The organism is Vibrio rubrogenes (genome assembly GCF_059641415.1).
Map to the genome: position 1 here is coordinate 424,084 of NZ_JCARSY010000001.1, position 24,939 is coordinate 449,022.

General features: G+C 45.4%; 21 protein-coding genes. 8 read left to right on the plus strand and 13 right to left on the minus strand.

The window, feature by feature from the left end; genetic code table 11:
• The first annotated feature begins 4 nt into the window (after positions 1-4).
• From AC55NX_RS02010 to mutS, 5 genes are all read left to right on the plus strand, one after another.
• Complete coding sequence (locus AC55NX_RS02010; protein WP_496994210.1) at positions 5-718, plus strand: oligogalacturonate-specific porin KdgM family protein; 714 nt, start codon at positions 5-7, stop codon at positions 716-718.
• Positions 719-1,027: 309 nt separating this feature from the next.
• Positions 1,028-3,256, plus strand: a complete 2,229-nt coding sequence (locus AC55NX_RS02015; protein ID WP_496994254.1) for a right-handed parallel beta-helix repeat-containing protein — start codon at positions 1,028-1,030, stop codon at positions 3,254-3,256.
• Positions 3,257-3,619: 363 nt separating this feature from the next.
• Positions 3,620-5,389, plus strand: coding sequence for a sodium:solute symporter family protein (locus tag AC55NX_RS02020; protein WP_496994211.1), 1,770 nt, complete (start codon positions 3,620-3,622; stop codon positions 5,387-5,389).
• Between the two features lie 83 nt (positions 5,390-5,472).
• Positions 5,473-6,636, plus strand: coding sequence for an oligogalacturonate lyase family protein (locus tag AC55NX_RS02025; RefSeq protein ID WP_496994212.1), 1,164 nt, complete (start codon positions 5,473-5,475; stop codon positions 6,634-6,636).
• A 259-nt stretch (positions 6,637-6,895) separates the two neighbouring features.
• The gene (gene mutS, locus AC55NX_RS02030) at positions 6,896-9,487 is read left to right on the plus strand and encodes a DNA mismatch repair protein MutS (protein ID WP_496994213.1); all 2,592 of its coding nucleotides are present in this window, start codon (positions 6,896-6,898) and stop codon (positions 9,485-9,487) included.
• 58 nt (positions 9,488-9,545) lie between these two features.
• On the opposite strand, the gene AC55NX_RS02035 is transcribed toward mutS, so the two are convergent.
• Positions 9,546-11,108, minus strand: coding sequence for an HD domain-containing phosphohydrolase (locus AC55NX_RS02035; RefSeq protein ID WP_496994214.1), 1,563 nt, complete (start codon positions 11,106-11,108; stop codon positions 9,546-9,548).
• Between the two features lie 179 nt (positions 11,109-11,287).
• On the opposite strand from AC55NX_RS02035, the gene AC55NX_RS02040 reads away from it, so the two are divergent.
• Positions 11,288-13,345, plus strand: a complete 2,058-nt coding sequence (locus tag AC55NX_RS02040) for a sensor histidine kinase (protein ID WP_496994215.1) — start codon at positions 11,288-11,290, stop codon at positions 13,343-13,345.
• A gap of 126 nt (positions 13,346-13,471) precedes the next feature.
• On the opposite strand, the gene hpxO is transcribed toward AC55NX_RS02040, so the two are convergent.
• Positions 13,472-14,626 (minus strand): FAD-dependent urate hydroxylase HpxO, encoded by a 1,155-nt coding sequence (hpxO, locus tag AC55NX_RS02045; protein ID WP_496994216.1) that lies wholly within the window; start codon positions 14,624-14,626, stop codon positions 13,472-13,474.
• Between the two features lie 483 nt (positions 14,627-15,109).
• On the opposite strand from hpxO, the gene AC55NX_RS02050 reads away from it, so the two are divergent.
• Positions 15,110-16,162: a pectate lyase gene (locus AC55NX_RS02050; protein ID WP_496994217.1), complete on the plus strand. Its 1,053-nt coding sequence runs from the start codon at positions 15,110-15,112 to the stop codon at positions 16,160-16,162.
• A 79-nt stretch (positions 16,163-16,241) separates the two neighbouring features.
• Here AC55NX_RS02050 and rpoS read toward each other — a convergent pair whose 3' ends face one another.
• From rpoS to folB, 11 genes are all read right to left on the minus strand, one after another.
• On the minus strand, positions 16,242-17,228 hold the full coding sequence (gene rpoS, locus AC55NX_RS02055; RefSeq protein WP_496994218.1) for an RNA polymerase sigma factor RpoS: 987 nt from the start codon (positions 17,226-17,228) through the stop codon (positions 16,242-16,244).
• An 81-nt stretch (positions 17,229-17,309) separates the two neighbouring features.
• The gene (locus AC55NX_RS02060; RefSeq protein ID WP_496994219.1) at positions 17,310-18,218 is read right to left on the minus strand and encodes a peptidoglycan DD-metalloendopeptidase family protein; all 909 of its coding nucleotides are present in this window, start codon (positions 18,216-18,218) and stop codon (positions 17,310-17,312) included.
• A gap of 2 nt (positions 18,219-18,220) precedes the next feature.
• Complete coding sequence (locus tag AC55NX_RS02065; RefSeq protein ID WP_496994220.1) at positions 18,221-18,847, minus strand: protein-L-isoaspartate(D-aspartate) O-methyltransferase; 627 nt, start codon at positions 18,845-18,847, stop codon at positions 18,221-18,223.
• Between the two features lie 5 nt (positions 18,848-18,852).
• The gene (surE, locus tag AC55NX_RS02070; RefSeq protein ID WP_496994221.1) at positions 18,853-19,593 is read right to left on the minus strand and encodes a 5'/3'-nucleotidase SurE; all 741 of its coding nucleotides are present in this window, start codon (positions 19,591-19,593) and stop codon (positions 18,853-18,855) included.
• Positions 19,594-19,596: 3 nt separating this feature from the next.
• Positions 19,597-20,643 (minus strand): tRNA pseudouridine(13) synthase TruD, encoded by a 1,047-nt coding sequence (gene truD / locus AC55NX_RS02075; protein ID WP_496994222.1) that lies wholly within the window; start codon positions 20,641-20,643, stop codon positions 19,597-19,599.
• Between the two features lie 79 nt (positions 20,644-20,722).
• A complete protein-coding gene (gene ispF, locus AC55NX_RS02080) occupies positions 20,723-21,196 on the minus strand; it encodes a 2-C-methyl-D-erythritol 2,4-cyclodiphosphate synthase (protein WP_496994223.1) in 474 nt (157 codons plus the stop codon).
• Positions 21,197-21,236: 40 nt separating this feature from the next.
• Entirely contained in the window at positions 21,237-21,938 is a 702-nt protein-coding gene (ispD, locus tag AC55NX_RS02085) for a 2-C-methyl-D-erythritol 4-phosphate cytidylyltransferase (protein WP_496994224.1), read from the minus strand.
• Complete coding sequence (ftsB, locus tag AC55NX_RS02090; protein ID WP_496994255.1) at positions 21,939-22,220, minus strand: cell division protein FtsB; 282 nt, start codon at positions 22,218-22,220, stop codon at positions 21,939-21,941.
• A gap of 139 nt (positions 22,221-22,359) precedes the next feature.
• On the minus strand, positions 22,360-23,127 hold the full coding sequence (locus AC55NX_RS02095) for an undecaprenyl-diphosphate phosphatase (protein WP_496994225.1): 768 nt from the start codon (positions 23,125-23,127) through the stop codon (positions 22,360-22,362).
• On the minus strand, positions 23,127-23,642 hold the full coding sequence (gene folK / locus AC55NX_RS02100) for a 2-amino-4-hydroxy-6-hydroxymethyldihydropteridine diphosphokinase (protein WP_496994226.1): 516 nt from the start codon (positions 23,640-23,642) through the stop codon (positions 23,127-23,129). Before folK ends, AC55NX_RS02095 begins: the two co-directional genes overlap by 1 nt.
• Positions 23,639-23,992 (minus strand): bifunctional dihydroneopterin aldolase/7,8-dihydroneopterin epimerase, encoded by a 354-nt coding sequence (folB, locus tag AC55NX_RS02105; protein WP_496994227.1) that lies wholly within the window; start codon positions 23,990-23,992, stop codon positions 23,639-23,641. The genes folK and folB overlap by 4 nt, the downstream gene beginning before the upstream one ends.
• Before the next feature lie 299 nt (positions 23,993-24,291).
• On the opposite strand from folB, the gene plsY reads away from it, so the two are divergent.
• Positions 24,292-24,882 (plus strand): glycerol-3-phosphate 1-O-acyltransferase PlsY, encoded by a 591-nt coding sequence (plsY, locus tag AC55NX_RS02110; protein ID WP_496994228.1) that lies wholly within the window; start codon positions 24,292-24,294, stop codon positions 24,880-24,882.
• The last annotated feature ends 57 nt before the right edge of the window (positions 24,883-24,939 follow it).

Genomic DNA, 24,939 nt, shown 5'->3' on the forward strand with positions numbered 1-24,939 from the left:
CAATATGAAAAATAAATTAATTACCTCTGCTCTACTCATTGGTTTAACCGCAAGCGCAGCACATGCGACTTCACTTAATGTTCGCCATGAATTCATTCCTGAAGAGGGTGAAAAAGCAGCACGTCATCGCGATCGACTAGTGATTTCACATCTGTTTGATAATGGCATTGGTATCAGCGAAGAAGTGAAATGGGGCTACGAAAAAGACAGTGTCAATTTCAGTGAAATGAAGAGTGTCGGTCACGAAACAAAGATCGGTTACAACTACACCATCAATAAGGACTTTAAAATTCAACCAGCCTATGCACTCGACTCATCTTCAAGTGCTATCGTGCATAAGTTTGATCTGAAAGGAGTCTATAAAATCAGTGACAGCTGGAATGCATCCCTACGCTATCGTTACGGGATGAAAGTGCCGTCCAACGACTCGCCGAATTCACATTACAGTCAGGTCAACTTGGTCACAGCATATAAGTTCGATCAATACCAAGTGGGGGTCGACTTCGAAGGCAAGTTCGAGCAATCTGCCTCCAGCGGCTATGACGGTGATAACAATTACCTGAATCTGGTTAACTTGTTCGCTGAATATCAGGGCTGGGATAACGGCTGGCGTCCGTTTGTCGAATTCGGGCTGACATCTCAGGAAACCACCAAAAGTACAGCAGGCAAAGATCAATACGTCCCACGCTACCGGGTGGGTTTGAAATACAATTTCTAACTTGCTGATTTTGATCGTTGGTCATTCAGGCAGATATCGAATCACCACTGCACTAGGGATGCGACAGCCCAACAACAGGGATCTCGCCGCATTTTATCGATATCTGCCACCCCAAAGTGGCTCTTCGACAGTGAGACACAACCCCAACCGTTTCAAAACGCATAGTTTTTAAACACATAGTTTTCAAAACATATAGTTTCAAAACAATAGCTCCAGAACTCATGAATCGGACTGTTATATGGGGACATGTGAAGATGTCACACGGCTTCGAATTCAGCCTTTTTCTTTTTCAATACGAGGTTCACCATGATGAAACTGCACAGAACGACATTACTGATGACGTCGATTTTGTCTTTATCTGCCTGCTCACAATACAGCGCCCTCCCCGCGCCTCAGGATTTAACCTGGCAGGCGATCACCTTCGGCCAGTCAACCGATCTGAATTTTGCTTCGACGATTTTACCGGAAAAAGTCGGACTCAATGCTGTCACCTTCAATGGTCAGCCGGTACAACCGGGGGCGCTGCTCAACACCTTTACCATAGAAAGTCGTGGCGGCAAACTGGCGAATTCACATGAAGGCGTGACGTACTACTACACCAAGCTCCCTGCCAATGCGAACTTCACCTTATCAGCCGACATGACACTCAACCAACTGGGTCCGGAAACAGGCTCAACCCCGAATCGTCAGGAAGGCGCAGGCATCATGGTCCGTGATATTCTGGGCTCTCCGCGTTTAGATCCTCAGCCTCCCGGTGCAGAAGAATTCCCCGCAGCATCCAATATGGTGATGCATGTGCTGCGCGCTAATAAAAAGAAAAATAACGGTCTGATCAATGTGAACGCTACCTACCGGGAAGGAGTCTACCAACCTTGGGGAACCAAGGGCAATCGCATTGTCCGGGATGAATTTATCAAGGGTGTTCCCTATGGAAACAACATCACTTACCAGATGTCACTGAGCCGGACCGACGCAGGCTATAGCGTGACCTATCATTATGGTGATATCAGCGAAAGCCATCCCATCAAAGGCGCCAATACCAATATCATCGCCATGCAAGATCCCAAGTATCAATATGTGGGTTTCTTTGCTTCGCGTAATGCCAAAGTTACCATCAGCAATGCGCACCTGACTGTTGAATCCGGTACGCTGACCAATGCTCCGACCTATCACCCTCAACCTACATCACTGGTACTACAGCCAGCATCTCCCGAGCAATCTGCCACAGCTGATTATCTGTTTCAGTCACGCGCCAGTAACACCGGTGCATTTACCCTCTATCAAGACGGTAAGTTACTGGTTAAAAATCAACAAGTTTCTGCGGGTCAACTGTTCAGCGTAAAAACCCACTTAGAAACCCCAAAAACGCTATTTTCGATCCACTTTACACCGACAGAAGGTGCTGACCGATCTTCCAGACAGTACCAGCAAACCGTTACCCAAGTTGCGCTCAAAGATCCAATGCATTTACGTGTCAATCCTAACGGTGATCATGGCCGACTCACCCTCAAAGATGCCATTCGACTGCTCCCTCCGGGTGGGACCATCACGCTAGAAGATGGCGAATATGGTGAACTGCTCATTCCACTGACAGCTAGTGGGCAAGCGAACCAGGTCAAAACCCTGAAAGCCGGGGGAGATCATGTTCGTTTTACGGGTGACATCACCCATCAAGCAAACTATTGGCATGTTTCTCATCTTGAAGTCGCTGGTGCACGCTATATTGTCAATGGCAGTCACAATGCATTTGAGCGCATCATCACTCATGACGCATCAGATACCGGTTTTCAAATTACCTCACCAGCCAAATCCCCCCGCGCATTTTGGGCAAGTCATAACCTTGTGCGGGATAGTCAAAGTTATAACAACATGGATCCATCCCAGATCAATGCTGACGGTTTCGCTGCAAAAATGCGTATCGGTGATGGCAACACCTTCATCCACTGTATCTCTCACCACAACATCGATGATGGCTGGGATCTGTTCAATAAAGTGGAAGATGGCCCCAATGGCGTCGTGACCATTATCGATTCCATTTCTTATAAAAATGGTCAGACTCTACAGGTCAAAGCCAGAGGCGGGAGCCGAGGGAATGGGTTTAAACTTGGCGGAGAAGGGCTGCCTGTTGCACATATCATTAAGAACAACCTCGCTTATCAAAACAATATGGACGGCTTTACCGATAATTTTAATCCGGGTCGCCTAACCCTTGAAAACAATGTTGCCATTGATAATAAGCGCTTCAACTTCCTGATCAGAAAGAGCCCTTACACTGATACTCAGAAGCAAGGCACATTCATCGGTAATCGGTCTTATCGCTTCTATTCTGCCAGTCCATACGATGATGTCGTCAATGCAGAAACGCGTCGGGACAATACGCTGATTGTTGAGGGGCAATCCACTGATGCTCAGGGAGAACATCCTTCTGCTGAGATGTTAACTAAACTGAAACAGGCTGCCAAAATTTCATCGGAGGCACCAATCCCCGGTCAAACGGCCGTACAAAACATCCGAACATGGTTGAATCAGCACCCCTGATCCACCTCTTGTCCACTTTGATGTGACTTGTCAGGTTTCACCCAGAAACCTGACATCCCTCGCAATTAATAACTATAACCATCTGATTTATATGGATTCAAGATCCATTCCTGCCAAGGTGTTCTACACTCGTTCAATCATGACTCGTGAGTAAGCGCTTCGTCTATCCGGTGATTTATCTCCTCTCCAGTCGTGCACTTCTGCTGACTCGATGCCTGTCAGTAAGATCACTCTTAATCACGACACGCATCACACTTAATCATAAAAAAACAAAAAATGAACCGTCGTTTTGATATTAATCACACACCTTTTTATTTTTTTGTTTAAAAATAGACTTATCAAATACTCATAAAGGAATAAGCAATGCAATATGATTATCTTGTGATTGCAGGTTACTTCATACTGATGATCGCGATCAGTCTACTATTTAAGAAAATGGCGAGCGCCAGTACCAGTGACTACTTCAGAGGTGGCGGTAAAATGCTGTGGTGGATGGTGGGTGCAACTGCATTTATGACTCAGTTTTCTGCCTGGACGTTTACCGGCGCTGCCGGTAAGGCATTTAACGATGGGTTCGCAGTGCTTGCTGTTTTCATCGGTAATATGGTCGCTTATGTTTTTGCACATTTCTATTTTGCCCGCCGTTTTCGCCAAATGCGTGTTGATACACCAACCGAAGGCATCAGACGCCGTTTCGGTAATGGGAACGAGCAGTTCTTTACGTGGGTGATTATTCCGTTAAGTGTCATTAATGCCGGGGTGTGGTTGAACGGACTTGGCGTTTTCGCATCAGCGGTCTTTAATGCCGATATTATTACCACAATTTATGTCACTGGTGCTGCGGTTCTGATCATTTCACTGCTGAGTGGTGCCTGGGGGGTAGTCGCATCGGACTTCATTCAGACATTGGTCGTTGCCGTGGTTTCTGTGGCCTGTGCCGCGGTTGCCCTGTACTTCGTCGGTGGCCCTGGCGAAATTATCCGCGAATTCCCCGGCGGGTTTGTTTCTGGCCCGGATATGAATTATCCGCTACTGTTGGTTTGTACTTTTATCTTCTTCATCGTTAAACAGTTACAAAGTATCAATAACATGCAGGAGTCATATCGTTTCCTCAATGCCAAAGATTCACGGAATGCAAGTAAAGCCGCATTAATGGCGTTAATCATGATGATGGTTGGTGCTGTGATTTGGTTTATTCCACCTTGGGCATCAGCTATTCTTTATCCTGATGCAGCCAAAGCCTATCCAGAACTTGGTGCCAAAGCCAGAGACGCCGTATATTTAGTCTTTGCCAGAGAAACCATGCCGTTAGGTACCGTCGGACTGCTCATGGCCGGTCTTTTCGCTGCCACCATGTCATCGATGGATTCCGCACTGAACCGAAACTCAGGGATCTTCGTCCGTAGTTTCTACTCCAACATTGTCCGTCGTGGTAAAGCGAATGACAAAGAGCTGCTACGCGTCGGTCAACTGGCCTGTCTGGTCAATGGTATTCTGGTTATTCTAATGGCTCAATTCTTTAACTCACTGAAAAGCTTGAGCCTGTTTGACCTGATGATGCAGGTTGCGACCTTATTGCAATCCCCGATTCTGGTGCCATTATTCCTTGGTATCTTAATTCGTAAAACACCGAAATGGGCGCCTTGGGCAACGGTTGTGGTCGGTATGTTGGTGTCTTTACTGGTTGTCAAAGTACTCACGCCACAATTTGTCGCGGGTTGGTTTGGTATTGAGACGCTGACAGGAAGAGAAGCCAGTGAAATGCGGACTATGATTACCATCGCTGCGCATCTGTTCTTAACGGCTGGGTTCTTCTGTCTGACCACTCTCTTTTACCAAGAGTCTCATGACATCTATAAAGTCGAAACAGACAAATTCTTTGTTGATGTGGAAAGAGAATGTGTGGTCACCGATAAAGATCAGGATCAATTTGACCGGATGCAGCGTGCCAAACTAGGAACATTAGTCATCTATATGGCTTGTGGTCTGACTCTGATGATTCTTATCCCGAACCCACTTTGGGGACGACTGATGTTTCTTGCCTGTGCCGCAGTCATTTTCATCATCGGTTTTGCATTGAAAAAAAGTGCCCGGGTAGAAGAGCTTCAGGGAAAAGCAGTTCCCGTTCGTTAACTCAAGCTCATGAGCTCAGGCTCGTTCAATCAATATGATAAGGGCTGCCGATAGTGGCAGCCTGACATAACAGGAGAACATTCATGGCCAAAGGTGATGTAATCAACCTTGATTTTGAAAGCTTCATCGATTCAGATACTCAAGTCAAGGTGACACGACTGACACCCAAGAATGTGATATGCCATCGCAACTATTTTTATCAGAAATGCTTTACCCAAGACGGACAAAAATTGTTATTTGCCGGAGATTTCGACACCAATAGAAATTACTATTTACTCGACCTCACCACACAGCAGGCAACACAATTGACGGAGGGCCGCGGAGATAACACGTTTGGCGGGTTTATTTCATCCGATGACCAGAGTTTCTTCTATGTCAAAAATGAACGCAACTTGATGAAGGTTGATTTCAAGACCCTAGAAGAAACTCAGATTTACACCGTCGATGAGGCGTGGAAAGGTTACGGCACCTGGGTTGCCAACTCGTCCTGTACCAAACTGGTCGGGATTGAAATCCACAAAGATAGCTGGCAACCACTTACATCATGGGAGAAGTTTGCTGAGTTTTATCATACCAACCCAACCTGCCGACTCATTCAAGTCGATATTGCGACTGGCGATGTCAAAGTTATTCATCAAGAAGATGCTTGGCTAGGCCACCCGATTTATCGTCCATTTGATGATCAGACCATCGGATTCTGCCATGAAGGACCTCATGATCTCGTCGATGCCAGAATGTGGCTGGTCGATGGGGACGGCAATCACGTTCGCAAAGTCAAATCCCATGCTCCGGGAGAATCCTGTACTCATGAATTCTGGATTCCGGACGGGAGTGCCATGGCGTACGTTTCTTACCTGAAAGGACAAACCGAACGGGTCATCTGTCGTGTCGATCCTCAAACATTAACAAATGAAGTGGTGATGGAAATGCCACCGTGTTCCCACTTGATGAGTAACTTTGATGGCTCACTGATGGTCGGTGACGGATGTGACACGCCACCTGATGTAAACGACACCGATAGCTACAACATCGAGAATGATCCATTTCTCTATATTCTCAATACACACAAGAAAACGTTTGCCCGGTTAGCAAAACACAGTACATCCTGGCAAGTGCTCGATGGTGATCGCCAAATCACTCATCCCCATCCTTCATTTACACCCAATGATCAAGGGGTGTTGTTTACCAGTGACTTTGAAGGTGTGCCGGCAGTGTATATTGCTGATCTTCCCAACGAACTAAAGTAGCACTTGTTTTTCAGAGAGGCGCAACGCCTCTCTTGCCATCATACGCACAGAGCGCTCAAACGCTTCAACTCCCCCAATTCGAAGCGTTTGTTGCGCTCTTCATTGCAGGTTTGCTATTCTTTTCACCCACAGCTCAGCACTCGTATGTAATTATTCCGGGCGCAAAGCATTCATCATCCGGACCACCAGCGCATTCAACATAATCGCGCCTTCCGGTGAGCCGTTTTATCACGACCTAATTGGCATTGAAATATAAAAAATGATCGATAATCCGACCTCAAATAAAGCACCAGAAAGTAAACATACGCCCATGATGCAACAGTATCTGAAGCTCAAGGCCGAAAATCCTGATATTTTGCTGTTTTATCGTATGGGGGACTTTTACGAACTATTTTATGATGATGCGAAACGCGCCTCTCAGTTGCTTGATATTTCACTGACCAAACGTGGTGCATCTGCCGGAGAACCGATTCCGATGGCTGGTGTTCCTTTCCATGCCGTCGAAGGCTATTTAGCCAAGCTGGTTCAGCTTGGTGAGTCGGTTGCCATTTGTGAGCAAATCGGAGACCCCGCCACCAGTAAAGGGCCAGTAGAGCGAAAAGTTGTCCGCATCGTCACCCCGGGAACAATTACCGACGAAGCCCTGTTGCCGGAAAGACTCGATAACCTGATTGCTGCCATTTACCAACAAGGTCAACAGTTCGGCTATGCCACGCTTGATATGACTTCGGGGCGTTTTCAGCTCTGTGAACTAGACAGTGAAGAAGCAATGGCAGCCGAATTACAGCGCACTGCACCAAAAGAACTGCTCTTTCCTGAAGACTTTCAGGCTGTTCACCTTATGGGAAGCCGTAAAGGAAACCGTCGTCGCCCGGTGTGGGAGTTTGAACTGGAAACAGCCAGACAACAGTTAAACCAACAGTTCGGCACCAAAGATTTAGTCGGCTTCGGGGTCGAGACAGCCGAGAAAGGATTGTGTGCCGCCGGCTGTCTGATTCAATATGCCAAAGATACCCAAAGAACCGCGCTCCCTCATATTCGTTCTCTGATCTATGATCGTCAAGACACCACTGTGATTATGGATGCCGCCACCCGACGAAATCTGGAACTGACCCAAAACCTTTCCGGGGGGACGGAACACACGCTGGCTGAAATTCTCGATCATTGTGCGACACCGATGGGAAGCCGAATGCTCAAACGTTGGTTACATCAACCGATGCGTCAGATTGAGACACTTAATCATCGGCTTGATGCCATCGGTGAACTCAAAGATCAGGGTGTTTTCAGCGATGTGCAACCGGTCTTGAAACAGATTGGTGATATTGAGCGAATTCTGGCTCGTTTAGCTATCCGTTCAGCCCGCCCACGGGATCTTGCCCGTTTGCGTCACGCCCTGCATCAATTACCGGCGTTACAGACAAGCCTCTCATCACTGACGCATCCGCACTTGCAGCAGCTGGCTCAAGATTGTCAACCGATTGAGCCGATCACAGCCTTGCTAGAACAAGCAATCGTGGAAAACCCTCCGGTGGTGATTCGCGATGGTGGCGTCATCGCAACCGGCTATCATGCCGAACTGGATGAATGGCGCAATTTGGCTGATGGTGCAACCGAGTATTTAGAACAGCTGGAACATGACGAGCGGGAACGTCATGGCATTGATACGCTGAAAGTCGGTTATAACAATGTCCATGGTTTTTATATTCAGGTGAGCCGTGGGCAAAGTCACCTGGTGCCACCTTACTATGTACGTCGTCAGACGCTGAAAAATGCGGAACGCTACATCATTCCTGAGCTCAAAGAGCATGAAGATAAAGTGCTGAACTCAAAATCAAAAGCACTGGCGCTGGAGAAACAACTCTGGGAAGCATTATTCGATCAATTACTGCCTTATCTGGCACAGCTTCAAGAACTCTCCGCGGCGGTATCACAACTTGATGTCCTGCAAAATCTGGCGGAACGGGCGGATACACTCGATTACTGTCGTCCGGAACTCACCACGGAAGCTGGGATTCATATTCAGTCAGGGCGTCATCCGGTTGTCGAGCAGGTAATGCAAGACCCCTTTATTGCCAATCCGGTGGCGCTGCATCCTCAACGGAAAATGTTGATTATTACCGGTCCGAATATGGGCGGTAAATCTACCTATATGCGTCAAACGGCGCTGATTGCATTGATGGCACATATTGGCTGTTATGTCCCAGCGGAGTCGGCCAAGATCGGCCTCATGGATCGCATCTTCACTCGTATCGGAGCATCTGATGATCTGGCTTCGGGACGTTCAACCTTTATGGTTGAGATGACGGAAACAGCCAATATTTTACACAATGCCACCCAATATAGTTTGGTATTGATGGATGAAATCGGGCGCGGTACCAGTACCTACGATGGTCTGTCTCTGGCTTGGGCAAGTGCCGAATGGCTGGCGACAGAAATTGGTGCGCTGACACTATTTGCCACCCATTATTTCGAATTGACCGAACTGCCTGATTTGTTGCCGCATCTCGCCAATGTCCACCTTGACGCGGTCGAACATGGCGATAGCATTGCATTCATGCATGCGGTACAAGAAGGAGCAGCCAGTAAATCTTACGGATTAGCTGTCGCCGGACTGGCTGGCGTGCCGAAAGCTGTGATCAAAAATGCTCGGATGAAATTATCCCAGCTAGAACAAAGCCACCAGCTGGATGGAAAACGGACCGGGCAATCGCCCACGGTTGATATCGCCAATCAACTGAGTCTGATGCCGGAACCGTCTGAAGTCGAGCGACGACTCGCGGAGATCGATCCGGATAGTCTTACGCCAAGGCAAGCACTCGAACAGCTCTATCAATTAAAACGCTATCTCTAAATCAACCAAAGCGCAGCCATTAGGCTGCGCTTTTCAATCTTGTATCCTCATCAATCCGTTATACCGTAGACAGATACGACTGACTATCATCATATTCTTGAAGAATTCGGAAAAAATCCGCTTGTCTGCGCTCAAAAATTTCTACCAATTGGGGATCAAACTTCACGCCGGACTGTTCATGGATATAAGTAACAATCTCTTTTTCACCCCATGGTTCTTTATAACAGCGCTTACTTGCCAACGCATCAAAGACATCAGCCAACGCGACAATACGGCCATAAATATGAATGTCCGTGCCGGACAACCCTTGCGGATAGCCGTGACCATTCCAGTCTTCATGGTGCTGACTGGCAATAATAGCCCCAGCTTGCATGACCGGTTGATGGGAACCTTTCAAACAATTTTCTCCTGCGGTGGTATGCTTTTTCATCTGCTCCCATTCTTCATCGTTCAATTTGTCCGGCTTATTCAGAATATAGTCCGGAACACTAATCTTACCGATATCATGAAGTGGTGCTGCATAGAAAATCTCTTCACACTGAGCAGGACTCAACCCAATTTCTTCAGCCATTAACCGGGAATAATAAGCAACGCGCCGAACATGGTTACCCGTTTCTTTCGAGCGGCTTTCAGCTAAGCCACAAATTGCATAGACAATCTCTTTCTGAGTATTTCGCAAACTATCATTGAGCCGTAAATTATCCAAAGCTATCGCCATGTTATTACAGAACATCTCAATGAGATGTATATCAACATTTTTAAACTGATGCTTACCGGAAATATTTAAGATAGTCTCTACACCGTTAATATTGGAAATATGGCAAATATTGTCTTCTTGATAATGGAGCTCTTGGTCGCTGCCTCGGGCAACATCGAGCTCTTCCTGAGAGATTGACGCTTTGAACGCTTGCTCGGAAATATCCCCAACCTGAGCCAGAACATGCACATTATCGATATTTTTTTCTGCCAATACCCCTTCGATTTCAGACAGCATCGTGCCATCTTTCATGTACAGCAATGACGAGACTTGCTCTAACACACCTTGAGCAAAACCTTCCATTGATTTTTGTTTGAGAATATTGGCTGTCGCAGTGATAACTTTTTCCAGACCAATCTTGTGATTTTCTAATGCCAACATGTCACGGTAGGAACGGAGTGCTGTATAAACCGTCGAATGAAGCTTACGCTTGGTCAGTTCGGTTTTTTCTCGATAATCATTAATATCATACTGTTCTATAATGTCTTTTTCCGGAATTGTTCCCGGTTGGCCGGTACGCAAAATAATCCGAATCAGATGATTGTCCAGCACATCACGAATGTATTCAGCCACCTCCAGACCCGCTTCTTCCGTTTCCATCACCACATCCAATAAAACCACGGCGATATCATTTTCAGATGACAGAATCTCTTTTGCCTGAGCCACATTGTATGCACTGAGGAATGTAAGTCCTTTCCCGGCGAATTGGGTCCGATTCAAAGCCAGCTTGGTGATTGTGTGAACCCCCTCTTCATCATCGACAATCAGAATGTTCCACTTTGAAGGTAACTCTTTAGATCCGTTCATTTGAGCCGATTGACTAAGATTACCTGACTCATCAAATAGCATATCCTGCTCTGACATTTTCCCTACCCTCTCTGATCCCAGCCGAACCTGACCATTTTTATTTGCCCATTCACGATATGAGACTTGATTTTTACTGCTTTGTTAATCAATTTTAGTATATGAATAAACTTTTACATATACGAATGCAAAGCAACTCGATTCTTATTATTCTCAACTGCGATCACTGGAGATAGCGCATGTCTATCTATTACCGAATCACAATTTTTTGCTTGCTTCTGGTTTTCTTATGCATGGGGGCCTTTGGCTATATATCAAACCAAGCGGGTGCAAACCTGCTAAATCAATCGGTTAATAAACTCTTAAATGCAATCGCAACAAACCAACAAGACCGAATCTACAATCTCATTCATGCTTGGAAAGATCGGGTAGCTTTAATCGCCAGCAGAACGCAGCTACGCTTGAGTCTCAACGATTATTTACTCAATCCCAATCAGCAATCATTAAAAAAAATGAACAGTATCATTGAGGATGCTATCAACTCTGTCTCAAAAGTGAAGTCGATTCAACTGAAAAAAGTCAGTGGTGAAATCGTAACTCAGACGGCACCGAATCAAGCCAATAAAGTTGCGGCGACACTTAATCTGACCGACAACAGCCAAAACGATATTGTATTAAAGACCATGACGCGCGACTTAAACGGGGGACTATATGTTCACATCGAATCTCCCATGGTTCTTCAAGGTGAACTGATCGGTGTGATGGTCGTAACGCTAGCAGCCGATGAATTACTCAACAGCACTCAAAGCTATACAGGAATGGGCATATCAGGAGAGACCATCCTCTTCACCGAGAACCGAGCCGGGAAGTTAGTCTATATCACTCCTCTACGTTACCCTCAATATTTGACAAAGCCAGCAGATGCCGCCTCTTTTGCACTCGCAGACAGAGACTCTCTCGTTCAGGCCATTGAATTTCACACCCAAGACATTATTCAATCGAACGACTATCGAAATACAGATGTGATAGCGGTTGCTCGTTATTTAAAAGAGCTGAACTGGACCATTATCGTGAAGGTGGATCAACATGAAATTATGCAGCCGATGAAACATTACCAATATTTGCTGGCGATTGCAGCATGTGTGCTGGGAATCATCGCGATCATCATTGGTCTGGCGCTTGGACGGGCCATTTCAGCTCCGATTGTCAAACTTGCCGCTGATAGTCGCAGAATTCGTCTCGGAGAACATCAGTTAAGAGCGAACGTCCATCCGACTCAAGCAAAAGAACTCAATGAACTCGCCCGCAGTTTTAATAATCTGGCGGAAAACCTACTCACCACCAATAACGAACTGGAAGACAAAGTTGCCGAGAGAACCGTAGAACTGCAAGAACTGAATGAAACGCTGGAGCAGCGAGTTGTAGCCAGAACGGTTGATCTGCAACGGGCCAATCAAGAAATACAAGAAACACTTGAAAATCTCAAGAAAACCCAGCGTGAACTTGTGGAGTCAGAAAAAATGGCGGCATTGGGAGGATTGGTTGCAGGAGTTGCGCATGAAATTAATACGCCACTAGGCATTGCCATTACCGGAACCACTCACCTCCATGAGGAGATACAGGAAATTCATACCAAAGTGCTATCAGGTAAATTGACCCGAAATGAATTAGAAGATTTTGTCGAAGATGCGAATCAAGCTACAGAATTAATGTGTTCACAACTGGAACAAGCATCAAAGCTCATCTCTAATTTTAAAGAAATAGCAGTGGATCAATCGAGCCCGGACTATCGGACCATTTCAGTGCAAGAATACCTGTCAAAGATCGTGGCGACCATGCAACCCAATTTTAAGAAAACGCCTCATCATCTCTCTATCAATATCGAGCAAGATTTGCACCTGATCACCTGCCCGGGAGCACTCGCACAAGTGCTAACGATTTTGATCACTAATAGCCTCACACACGCATTTTATCCGTCTGATAGTGATCAATCTAACACGATCAACGGGCAGGTCACGATTTCAGCCCAAAAAGTGCAAGGGAAAAATTTAATTATCGTTGCCGATAACGGAACAGGTATACCGCCCCAAGATCTCCCCAAACTCTTTGAACCTTTTTTTACCACCAAACGAGGTCACGGCGGCAGCGGTTTAGGGCTCAGTATTGCGCATAATATCGTGAAAGATATTCTGCATGGGAAGATACACTGTGAAAGTCAATTCGGTCAGGGGAGCACATTTATTATCACACTACCGGATCAGCCGATGTCATCCCACTCTGTCGAGCGATCCGCATAGTTCCGTATAGTCGAACAGCTTCCGTAGTCGAACAGGGCTGCACAAAGCGCTAACCTTGCCCATAACAACTCCCATCGGGATGACTCACTGTTGTATCCGTCATTCAGATCGACATATCAACCGCTTTTATCCCAGCGGGCCCGCAACAATGGTTTCTCTGAGCCCTTCAATAATATGCTGTCCCGTTTCGGTTTTTAATGACTTATACCAAGCCAAGGTCTGCTCCATCTGTTTTCCATGGGTAATATCGCACCGCTTTCTCGCTTTCAAAACCAGAGATCTCACCCGCTCTAATCGTTCGTTTTGATAATCAAGCAACGCAGTTTTAATATCATGATTTCGTGAAAAGGATTGTCCCAAAACCACTGCATCTTCCATCGCTGCACACCCACCTTGGCCAATATCCGGGGTGGTACTGTGTCCGGCATCTCCCAGTAAAGCGATCCGGCCATTAACCAACTGCTCAAAAGGATCAATATCGTGGATCTCGATTCGGTTGGTTGTTTCAGGATTAATTTGCTCAATCAATGTCTGAACATTAGGAGCCCAATCGCGAAAGTAACGACGGAGATCAGCTTTCAAAGTTGTCCGATCTTCCGCGAGTCCTTTCGGCAAAGGGACATCGAAAAAGAAATAAAATCGGTTGTCAGCAATCGGCATCACCGAAACTCGCTTGCCTTCTGCGACAAAAGTCGTCCATTGATCCGCTGGTGCAATCGCTGTATCGATCTCAACCAATCCATTCCAGTTGACATACCCCGCATATCTTCGTTCGACTGAATGGCCTAAAACATCCGCACGAACTACCGAATGTGTGCCGTCCGCGGCAATCATAAAGTCACCTTCGGCAACAGATCCATCACTGAACCAAGCCATCACCCCTTCCTCGGTTTGTTCGACCCGCTCAACCCGCTTACCGAAATGAATTTGCTCGCGCCCCCACCAATCCAGCATGCTGGCTTGTAAATCAGCACGAGAAACCGGGCAAGGTCTTGTTCCGACCGCTTCAACCAATGGCATCAAACTGAAGCGAGTCATTGTGGTACCAGAGAAGCCATCCTGATAAGACATATAGTGCATCGCACCACCCAGTTTATCCATGAGATGGCCCATACCAAGATGATGCATACATTTCACCCCATTAGACCATACGGAAATAGCTGCCCCTACCGGTTTAATCTCTCTGACCGCTTCATAGATTTCACATGTGATTCCATTTCTTTTCAGTGCAGCAGCGGCAGACATACCACCGATTCCTGCCCCGATAATGAGCGCTTTCATCACTTCACCTTATCCCTATTATTGTGCTGAATACTAAACGGCAAGCATAATTTATTCCACGGCAACCTTGATGCTAAGAACATATAATTAATTGTTTTTCCAACATAAAAATAATAGTTTATTTGTCGTAATTCTCACCTTGGTTCAAATCTGTGCACATGGAGGTACAAACGTTTTAGTTTGGTGCACATTACTCGCAGTTCGTTGCCCAGCGGAGGGCCGTAACCCAAACCGCTACATAGTCAATAAAACGATTTATTTTATATTCATATATGCCACTTAACGCATAAATATTGCAAGTAACAGAAATGAGAATTTCAAAATAAGATGATCGATGATTCAATAAACCAAATAAATGAAACAATGTTTTGGATTTTTTCTTATTCAAATGCTAATAGTATAAACGAGCGTTTTATTTGCTCAGGTTATTTATAATAAGAATCGATATCCTATCCATATAAAAAGCGAGAAGGGAACATTATTATGATTCATCGAGTAACGGTGGTTCTACTTTCATTTCTGTCATGTCAGTTTGCAATGGCTGGTGATTTAACACTCATGCTATACCAACAAGACGCACAAACCATCCTGAGTTGGTCATCTGATCAGGATAGTATTGTTCGTCAAGAAGTTTACCGAAAATCCACATTGTCAGACGAAGGAGAAAGAATTGCGGTTCTGACCCCAGATGAAAGAACGTTTGAAGATACAACAGCAGATGGCTACAACGATTATTACTACCAGATCAAAGCAGTAGACGATCAGGATCACATTTTTACCTCAAATAATACCAGTACAAACCCCAGCGAAGAAAATTATTTAACCACCAGTTTAGCGGCTGCCAGTTCATCTGAGTGCTACGCTGGTGCTGTGATTAAGAACAAAACAGTTGACTGCCAAGGCAAGACGATCGGATTAAGTTGTAACGGGGATAAAGAGGGTCAAAAAGCCGTCCTTACCTTACATAACGCAACTGTTAAAAATGTCCGTATTTCCAAGAATGGCGGTGCAGATGGTATTCATTGTGAATCCGGTAACTGCACCTTACAAAACGTCATTTGGGAAGATATCTGTGAAGATGCAGCCACCAATAACGGCAAAAAAATGACGATTATCGGTGGCGTTGCTTACAACAGTGCCAATGGCCCGGGCGGCAAGCCTGATAAAGTTTTCCAACACAATTCTAAAAATAGCACCACAGAAATCCGCGGTAACTTTACCCTCACAGGCGAACACGGAAAACTATATCGTTCTTGTGGAAACTGTACCAACAATGGCGGTCCTAGATACCTGTCAATCAATGGTGTAAATGTTGATGCTAGTATTGGCTCTATTGTAGGAGTAAACAAAAACTATGGCGATTCAGCAACCATCCGAAACCTGAAAATCAAGAACTATAAATCCGGTAAACCTAAAGTCTGTCTAGAGTATATCGGTGTTCAAAAAGGCCAGGGTGAGTCGAAAAAAGCAAACAACGAAGATCAATGGAATACCAGTGCATGCAACGTGTCTAAATCAGATGTTAGAAAACTGTAATTTGTTTAAGAAGTAAAACAGAAACCCCGTATAAACGGGGTTTCGCTTAAAATGATCGGTTACTAATTTTTATGATGTCTTATTCTTCACTCTCTACATCGAACAAAGACTCCATGTTCAAGCCTTGTTTCAGTAGAATTTCTCTCAAACGACGTAGTCCCTCGACTTGGATTTGACGACCCCGCTCACGCGTTAAATTAATCTCTTTACCAACCTCTTCTAAAGTGGATGGCTCATATCCGAGCAAGCCAAAACGCCTTGCCAACACTTCTTTCTGTTTTGGATTCAGTTCATCTAACCAATGTAGGAGTGAAGATTTAATATCATCATCTTCTGTCGAATATTCTGGGTCATAGTGTTTCGCATCAGGAATAATATCCAACAATGCTTTATCACCATCACCACCAATAGGTGTATCAACAGAACTAATACGTTCGTTCAAACGGAGCATCTTACTGACATCATCAACCGACTTATCCAGCTCAAACGCGATGTCTTCCGCTGTAGGTTCATGGTCTAACTTCTGTGACAGCTCACGTGCTGTACGTAAATAAATATTAAGTTCTTTGACAACGTGAATAGGTAAACGAATCGTTCTGGTTTGATTCATCAACGCCCGTTCAATCGTTTGTCGGATCCACCAAGTTGCATACGTAGAAAAACGGAATCCTCTTTCAGGATCAAACTTTTCAACGGCCCGAATCAACCCGAGATTGCCTTCTTCGATTAGATCCAGCAAAGCCAGACCACGGTTACTATATCGGCGAGATATTTTGACGACGAGACGTAGGTTACTCTCAATCATTCGTTTACGAGCGGCCTCATCACCTCGGAGAGCCCGACGTGCGTACAAGATTTCTTCCTCTGCGGTTAACAAAGGAGAAAAACCGATTTCGCCTAAATAGAGTTGAGTCGCATCTAAACTCTTGGAAGTTACTTCATAATCTTCTCGAGTTTCGACGGTTGCAGCGTCAGAACTGACCTCATTGTCCAATGTATTGAGATCAAACGCTTCTGAATCAAAATCAAATTGATCGACCTTAGTTACTGAATTGCTTTTACTCATGATGCCTCCCCCTGGCGAGCTAGCAAGACACTACTACTTTTAATGTCGCTATATGGTGCTTACGCTTATCAATTCAAATACTTATGGTAAGTAGCGTTTTGGATTCACTGGCTTACCCTGATAGCGAATTTCAAAATGTAAACGAACACTGCTGGTACCGGAACTCCCCATCGTTGCGATTTTCTGGCCAGCTTTTACACTTTGTCCCTCACTCACTAGCAACCGATCATTGTGCGCGTATGCGCTAAGATATTTATCATTATGCTTAATAATCACAAGATTTCCGTAACCTCTTAAAGCATTCCCCGAATAAACCACGGTTCCTGCAGCTGAAGATACGACGGACTGACCTCGCTGCCCTGCAATATCAATCCCTTTATTTCCTTGATCAATAGCTGAAAATTGTCGGATAATCCTCCCTTTTGTTGGCCACAACCACCTATCAATTTTGGTGGTATGTGCTAAATTAGTAGTTAGTAAATTAGAATTAACATTTTCTTTACCTGCGGATTCACCATACCCCTTTGATTGTGAAGATTCAATACTTTTACCTGATGGTTTTTTAACTTTGTCATATTTATTCTCTAAATTGTTAGAGATTTGCTTATTCTTAGAATCTTTTAATGATACATTAGTTAACACTTCATCAGAACCTTTGATCCCTATCCCATTTTTACTCGCAACAGCAGACTGAGACTTCCCATAAGAAGGTGGTGTATAAGCAGGTTTCCACAGGTGGAGTTTTTGACCGGGATAGATGGTATAAGGGGGAGAAAGGTGGTTATAGCTGATCAAATCTTCTACATTTTTATCGGTAAGGTAAGCAATAAAGTAAAGTGTATCTCCTTTCTTAACTTGATAGTAACTCCCTCGGTAACTTCCCCGGGAAGCCTTCTTTACGTCAGACACCGGAGCGGGTGATGTCGCGACACATCCCATCAGATAGATTGATAAAACTGCCAAAATTAAAAGTCTGATGCTGCTTCTCATTGTTAGGCTAAATCACCTGCAACTAAAGGAACGAATCGGACCATTTCAATAATTTCTGAGTGAAATGACCCATCATCCCGGGTTATTCTCAGTAGCTGTTGCTCGTCACTACCAACGGGGATCACCAATCGTCCCCCGTCAGCCAGTTGATCCAACAGCGCTTGAGGTATTTCAGAAGCAGCAGCAGTGACAATAATGGCATCAAAAGGTGCCTTGGTCCGCCATCCCTGCCAACCATCGCCATGTTTCATGGATACGTTGTAAATATCCAGTTGTCTCAGACGACGTTTTGCTTCCCATTGCAACGTTTTAATTCGCTCAATCGAGCACACATGCTCCACTAAACGTGCCAATACCGCAGTCTGATACCCTGAGCCGGTTCCGACTTCCAGTACCCGACTTGTCGGTGTCAGAGCTAACAACTGGGTCATCTTGGCAACGATATAAGGCTGGGAAATCGTCTGCCCCAACCCTATCGGTAATGCATTATTTTCATACGCCTGATGAACCATGGCCTGTGAAACGAAATTCTCTCTCGGTAGTTCACGCATAGTGTCCAGAACACGTAAATCTTCAATGCCGTTTCTGACAAGAAAGTCGATCAACTTATCAGCGAGTGAATTTGACATGTCAACTACCTTTCTAACCAATCTGTCATCGCGTTGATCGACTCATGGGCAGTCAAATCCACTTGCAATGGTGAGATCGAAACAACCCCATGATCAACGGTGTAAAAATCTGTGCCTTCCCCCGCATCCTGTTCTTTCCCCGGAGGTCCCAACCAATAAATATCATGTCCTCGCGGATCTTTTTGCCGAATCATACTTTCCGCATGATGGCGGGCTCCCAGGCGAGTCACTTTCATACCGTGAATTTGGTCCAACGGTAGATCAGGAATATTGACATTCAGCAATCGATTGGTAGGGATCGGAGAGTGCAGATGCTGTTTTACAATCTGGCGGGCAATATGAGCGGCAGTGTCAAAATGAGTCTCGCCCACCAACGAAAATGCGATTGATTGTACGCCTAAAAAATGCCCTTCCATCGCTGCGGCAACGGTTCCCGAATAAAAAACATCATCGCCTAAATTCGCGCCGTGATTAATACCGCTCAAGACCAGATCGGGTAAAGCATCTTTCATTAATTCATTCAAAGCATAGTGAACACAGTCCGTTGGCGTCCCTTGAACAGAGTAAACCGCCGGTGCGATTTGCTGAATACGGAGGGGTTGCTCCAGTGTCAGAGAGTTGGAAGCCCCGGAACGATTTCGATCCGGGGCCACAATCACGACTTCAGCCAAATCAGACAATACTTCAGCTAAAGTATTAATTCCCCGAGCATAGACACCATCATCATTGCTCAACAAAATTTTCATCAATTAGAACTCCCTTTCCACAGGTATTTCTTCAATTAGCTCTCGTAATAAAGAAGTCGCAAAGCATCCCGCATCAAGCGAAAAATTCAATATAACCTCATTTTTTCCCAGCTTCCAATCCAGTTGCTGAGGTTTGAGAGCAATATTCCGCCTTTCATGCTTCATGCGATTCCCGCGAATCAATTTCATTAAGTCAGGTTCATCATCGACAAATCGCTGTTCTAAAGCGAGAGCCTCTCGGCCGGTCGGTAATGCATTATCTCCCGCCAGTGCGGCTGAAATGCCGGCCTGATGCTGCGCAACGGACGATTGCCACTGGGCCAGCATATCGTCACCGTCAATGCGGAGCTGTTCATCCCCTTGCAGTACGATATCGCCATCAATCAAATGATGGAAACAATCCATTGAAATCCGTTCTGAGACGATCTGGTTAAAGATCCAAGAGCGAGCTGTAGAAAGGTAGAGACTGCGCTGATTCTGGTTGCGAGAGCGGACATTCTCACGCCCCCATCGCCGGGCCTCATTCAAGTTATTGCCCTGATGACCGAAACGTTGCGCACCAAAATAGTTCGGTACAGCTTGCTCACGAATCATGTTCAACCGCTGTTCGACATCCGCGATATCCGAAACTTCTGTTAACGTAATCTGAAAATGATTTCCGCGCAGATCTCCCGGTCTTAATTTGCGCCGATGGCGGGTAGTTTCAAGGATCTCAATGTGGGGATAACGCGTCAGAAAGGCAGAAAAGTCCGGTGTTTCTCCTTTCGGTAAGTGAACACTCAACCATTGCTCGGTGACAGCATGGCGATCTTTTAACCCCGCCCAGCTCACATCTTTTGACTTCACACCACATGCTTTGGCTAACTCATTGGCGACAAAGCTGGTATTTTCTCCGGTCTTACGAATGCGCACCATCAGGTGCTCGCCCACACCATCCAGTGGAAATCCGAGATCTTCCGTGACGATAAAATGTTCAGGTTTTACTTTAATTTTCGCCTTCGCAACTGGTTTCCCATACAAATAGGCCAGATTGGCTAAAACATCATCCATTCGGATATCCTCGCTATGATGGTCAAGCCATCCCCCTGACGGGGTTATTTACAACTGAATTCATGACGAAATGCGTGAATTACTTCATCAATAACACAACAGCTTCACAGGCAATCCCTTCCTTACGTCCGGTAAATCCCAATCGTTCGGTTGTCGTCGCTTTCACATTGACATGACTGATATCTGTTGCCAAATCATCAGCAATCAAAGCTCGCATTTGATCAATATAAGGCGCCATTTTCGGAGCCTGAGCAATAATCGTAATATCTGCATTACCCAATCGATAGCCATGCGCAATGACTTTTTGATAGACACACCGCAACAGCTCGCGACTATCCGCGCCTTGCCACTGTTCATCCGTATCCGGGAAATGACGTCCGATATCCCCGGCAGCAATGGCGCCCAGTAATGCATCGGTTAATGCGTGCAAAGCAACGTCGCCATCGGAATGAGCCAGCAGCCCTTGTTCATAAGGGATCGACACTCCGCCAATCATGATTGGCCCTTCGCCTCCAAACTTATGAACATCAAACCCATGACCAATTCTAAACATAACGGTTCCTTACTGCTTTATTCTCTAGGATACACATCTTTTAGGCCGATGATTCTCGACTGAGATAAAACTCAGCCAGAGCTAAATCTTCGGGTTGTGTAATCTTAATATTATCGGCATGACCCGACACGATACGGGGTTTGTCACCATGCCATTCCATGACCGACGCTTCATCAGTTACGGCTATATGCTGAGCAATCACCCGGGATAAGGCCCGATGTAACTCAACTGTCCGGAACATTTGGGGAGTCAATGCGTGCCAAAGGTTCTCTCGCTCTACGGTGCCGACAATATCTTGGGTGTGATTCGAACGCTTCATCGTATCCCGGACCGGTACTGCCAAAATCCCCCCCACATCATGTGGCATAACTGCTTCAATCAAGCGATCAATATCACTTAAACGAACACATGGACGCGCAGCATCATGCACCATCACCCAGGTTGTCGGTATAGACTTCACCACATAATCGAGCGCGGCAAAGACCGAGTCTGAACGTTCCTGCCCGCCGGAAACCCGAATGATATCAGGATCAGAAGCAAGAGATAATTGACTGAAATAAGGGTCATCATCACTGACGGCAATCACAACCTTGCCAACCTGTGGGTGGGCACGCAACTTTTCGACTGTATGCTCCAGAATCGTTTTGCCGTGAATCGTCAAATATTGTTTCGGTTTATCGGTTAACATCCGCCGACCGACACCGGCAGCCGGAATAACAACTGAAATAAGTTCCTGTCTCATCTAGGGGTGATCCTCATTGATAACACGGTAAAACGTTTCACCCTCTTTCACCATACCAAGCTCGTGCCTTGCTCTTTCTTCAATTGCATCCAGCCCCTGACGTAAATCATCTATTTCTGCATACATTTCTTTATTTCGTTTTTGTAAATGAACATTGACAGAACGCTGGATCTCTATTTCATCAGAGACACGATGAAAATCAGCAACGCCATTTTTGCCAAACCACAATGAATACTGGAGCAGCATTAGAAATAGAGTCAGTGTTAAAGCAAATACTCGCATGACGCTCACTTGTGATTTCAAATAGGATTATCGGGAAGTCTATCAAAACTGACCGAAAAGAACTTCCCTCTTATACCATAAGTCCGTTAAAGGACAACTTACTGACCGACAGGCCTTGCGACACGACGGTTTTCCACAATTAATAAGCCCAGTACAGTAAAATACCACCGAAAACGATGCGATAAATACCAAACGCATTAAATGTAAAGCGGTTCAGGAAAGCTAAGAAAACTTTCATCACAACCCAAGCGGCTATATAAGAAGTGATAAAACCAACCATCAGAGGTAATGCACTTTCACCTTGAAAACTCTGATGATGCTTCAATAAGTCCAAACCACTCGCAGCAAGCATGACTGGCAAAGCCAACAGAAATGAAAATTCAGCACTCGCTTTACGACTGACGCCCACGAGTAAAGCACCGACAATCGTTGACCCGGCCCGACTGGTTCCCGGCACTAAAGCAAACACCTGGGCAATCCCAATCCAAATCGCTTGCCGATAGGTGATCTGATCCAATGTTTCAGCCGTCGGTGCATGATTTTTCAAAAAGCGTTCCACCATCAGAAAAATAATTCCCCCGATAATGAACATGATCGGGACAACCTGAATGGTAAACAGGGCTTTCACTTGATTTTGAAACAGAAAACCGATGGCTGCGATGGGTAAAAACGCGATGACAACTTTCACCCATAACGCAAGATATCGGAGATGGAAACGATCTTTATAATTCGTCAGTACGGCCAAAATAGCAGAAAGCTGAATAATGACTTCAAAAGCTTTATTACTCTCAGTTTGGGGTAAACCAAGCCAATCACTGACAATAATTAAATGTCCGGTTGATGAAATTGGTAAAAATTCGGTAATACCTTCAACCAATCCAAGTATAACACTATGAATTAAATCCATTATTTACTCTTTATGTTGGGAAAATCAGTTTCAGTGAACCAGAATTCTACAGGCTTCAAAACTTCCAGATTGTCAGCCTTAAGCCAAATTTGCCGAACACTTCGTCCGTCACCCGGCAATAGAAGATCAGGACACAGTTCAAACAGTGGCTGAATCACAAACGGATATTGGTAAATATCTTGACGGGGTAACTGCGGGGCTTCAGAGCGGACAACATCACCAAATAAGATGATATCCAGATCCAATGTCCGATCCTGATATTTTTGGGCATCGGGCTGTCGCCCCCAGCTTAGCTCGATATCCTTGAGCATTCCGACCAAAGCAGTCAATGAAAGATCGGTACGCATTTCAATCACTAAATTGAAAAATGCCCCTCCCTGAAACCCTTGTGACGGTGATTCATAAATCGTTGAAAGACGAAGTTGCTCTCCCAACTTTTTCAGTTCACTGACCGCGACCTCGACATGCTTATGTCGGTCGATATTGGAACCGACACCGACATAAACCAACGTCATAACTGGCCCCTTTCAATCACGACACCAACACCAACAGCCTGAGCAACGGCTCCCGGTTTCGTCAGACGGATCCTGAGCCAAGGCACCGCAAAAGTTGTCATGATCAGATCGGCGACCTCTTCAGCGACACGTTCTATGAGTAAAAATCTTCCATTTTCAACATATTGGATGACTTGTTGGCTCACCTGAGCATAATCCAACGCATCAGTGACATCATCACTCTTACCAGCTGGGCGATTGTCATGCGCCATTTCAATATCGAAAACGAGCTTCTGCTTGATCTGCTGTTCCCAATCGTAAACACCGATCGTTGTAACAACAACTAACTGTTCTATAAATACTTTATCCATCAATTATCTCACTACATTTCTATCCCAAATATTGAATTGAGATAAAAAATAATCGTCCTGTATCATCTATCACCAGACATGACCTCAAAGATGCCCGGGAAGCGAGCATCATCAGATGCACAACAAATATTTCGGTCTAAAACCGCATTTTAAGATCATTTTGGCATATACCCAAGCCTCATTGGGATGACTTAGGTATAGTGATTATCATATACTTAAACGATTTCAATATGCGAAATTAATATAGATTTTTATCGATATAACCATACACCTAAACTTGCACGCAACTCAGGGCCCAAATGACGCCATTGATACTTCTGATCATTATCTCAGCTTACCTGCTTGGCTCGATTTCAAGTGCAGTGCTCGTGTGTCGTCTGTTCCGGCTTCCCGATCCCAGAGAGTCCGGTTCTCATAATCCGGGCGCAACAAACGTTCTCAGAGTCGGAGGGAAAAAAGCAGCCGTAATCGTTCTGCTATGCGATATGCTGAAAGGCACAATCCCGGTCTGGGGAAGCTACTTTCTGGGGGTAACGCCATTTCTGCTCGGCGTTATCGCGATTGCCGCCTGTTTAGGACATATTTATCCTATTTTCTTCCATTTCAGAGGAGGAAAGGGCGTCGCGACAGCATTAGGCGCAATCGCGCCGATCGGACTGGACTTAACCGGGGTTGTGATGGCGACATGGCTGATAACGCTTCTTGTTTCCCGATACTCCTCGCTGGCTGCATTGGTCACCGTATTACTCGCGCCGCTCTACACTTGGATGATCAAACCCAATTACACCCTGCCTGTTGCCATGCTGTGTTGTCTGATTGTTTTCCGACATCAAGAGAATATAAAACGCCTGCTCACAGGCACAGAACCTAAAGTCGGTGAAAAAAGCTGATCATGCAATCAAGGCCAAAGCACACCGACAATAGCCTTGATTAGGTAGATAAGGTTT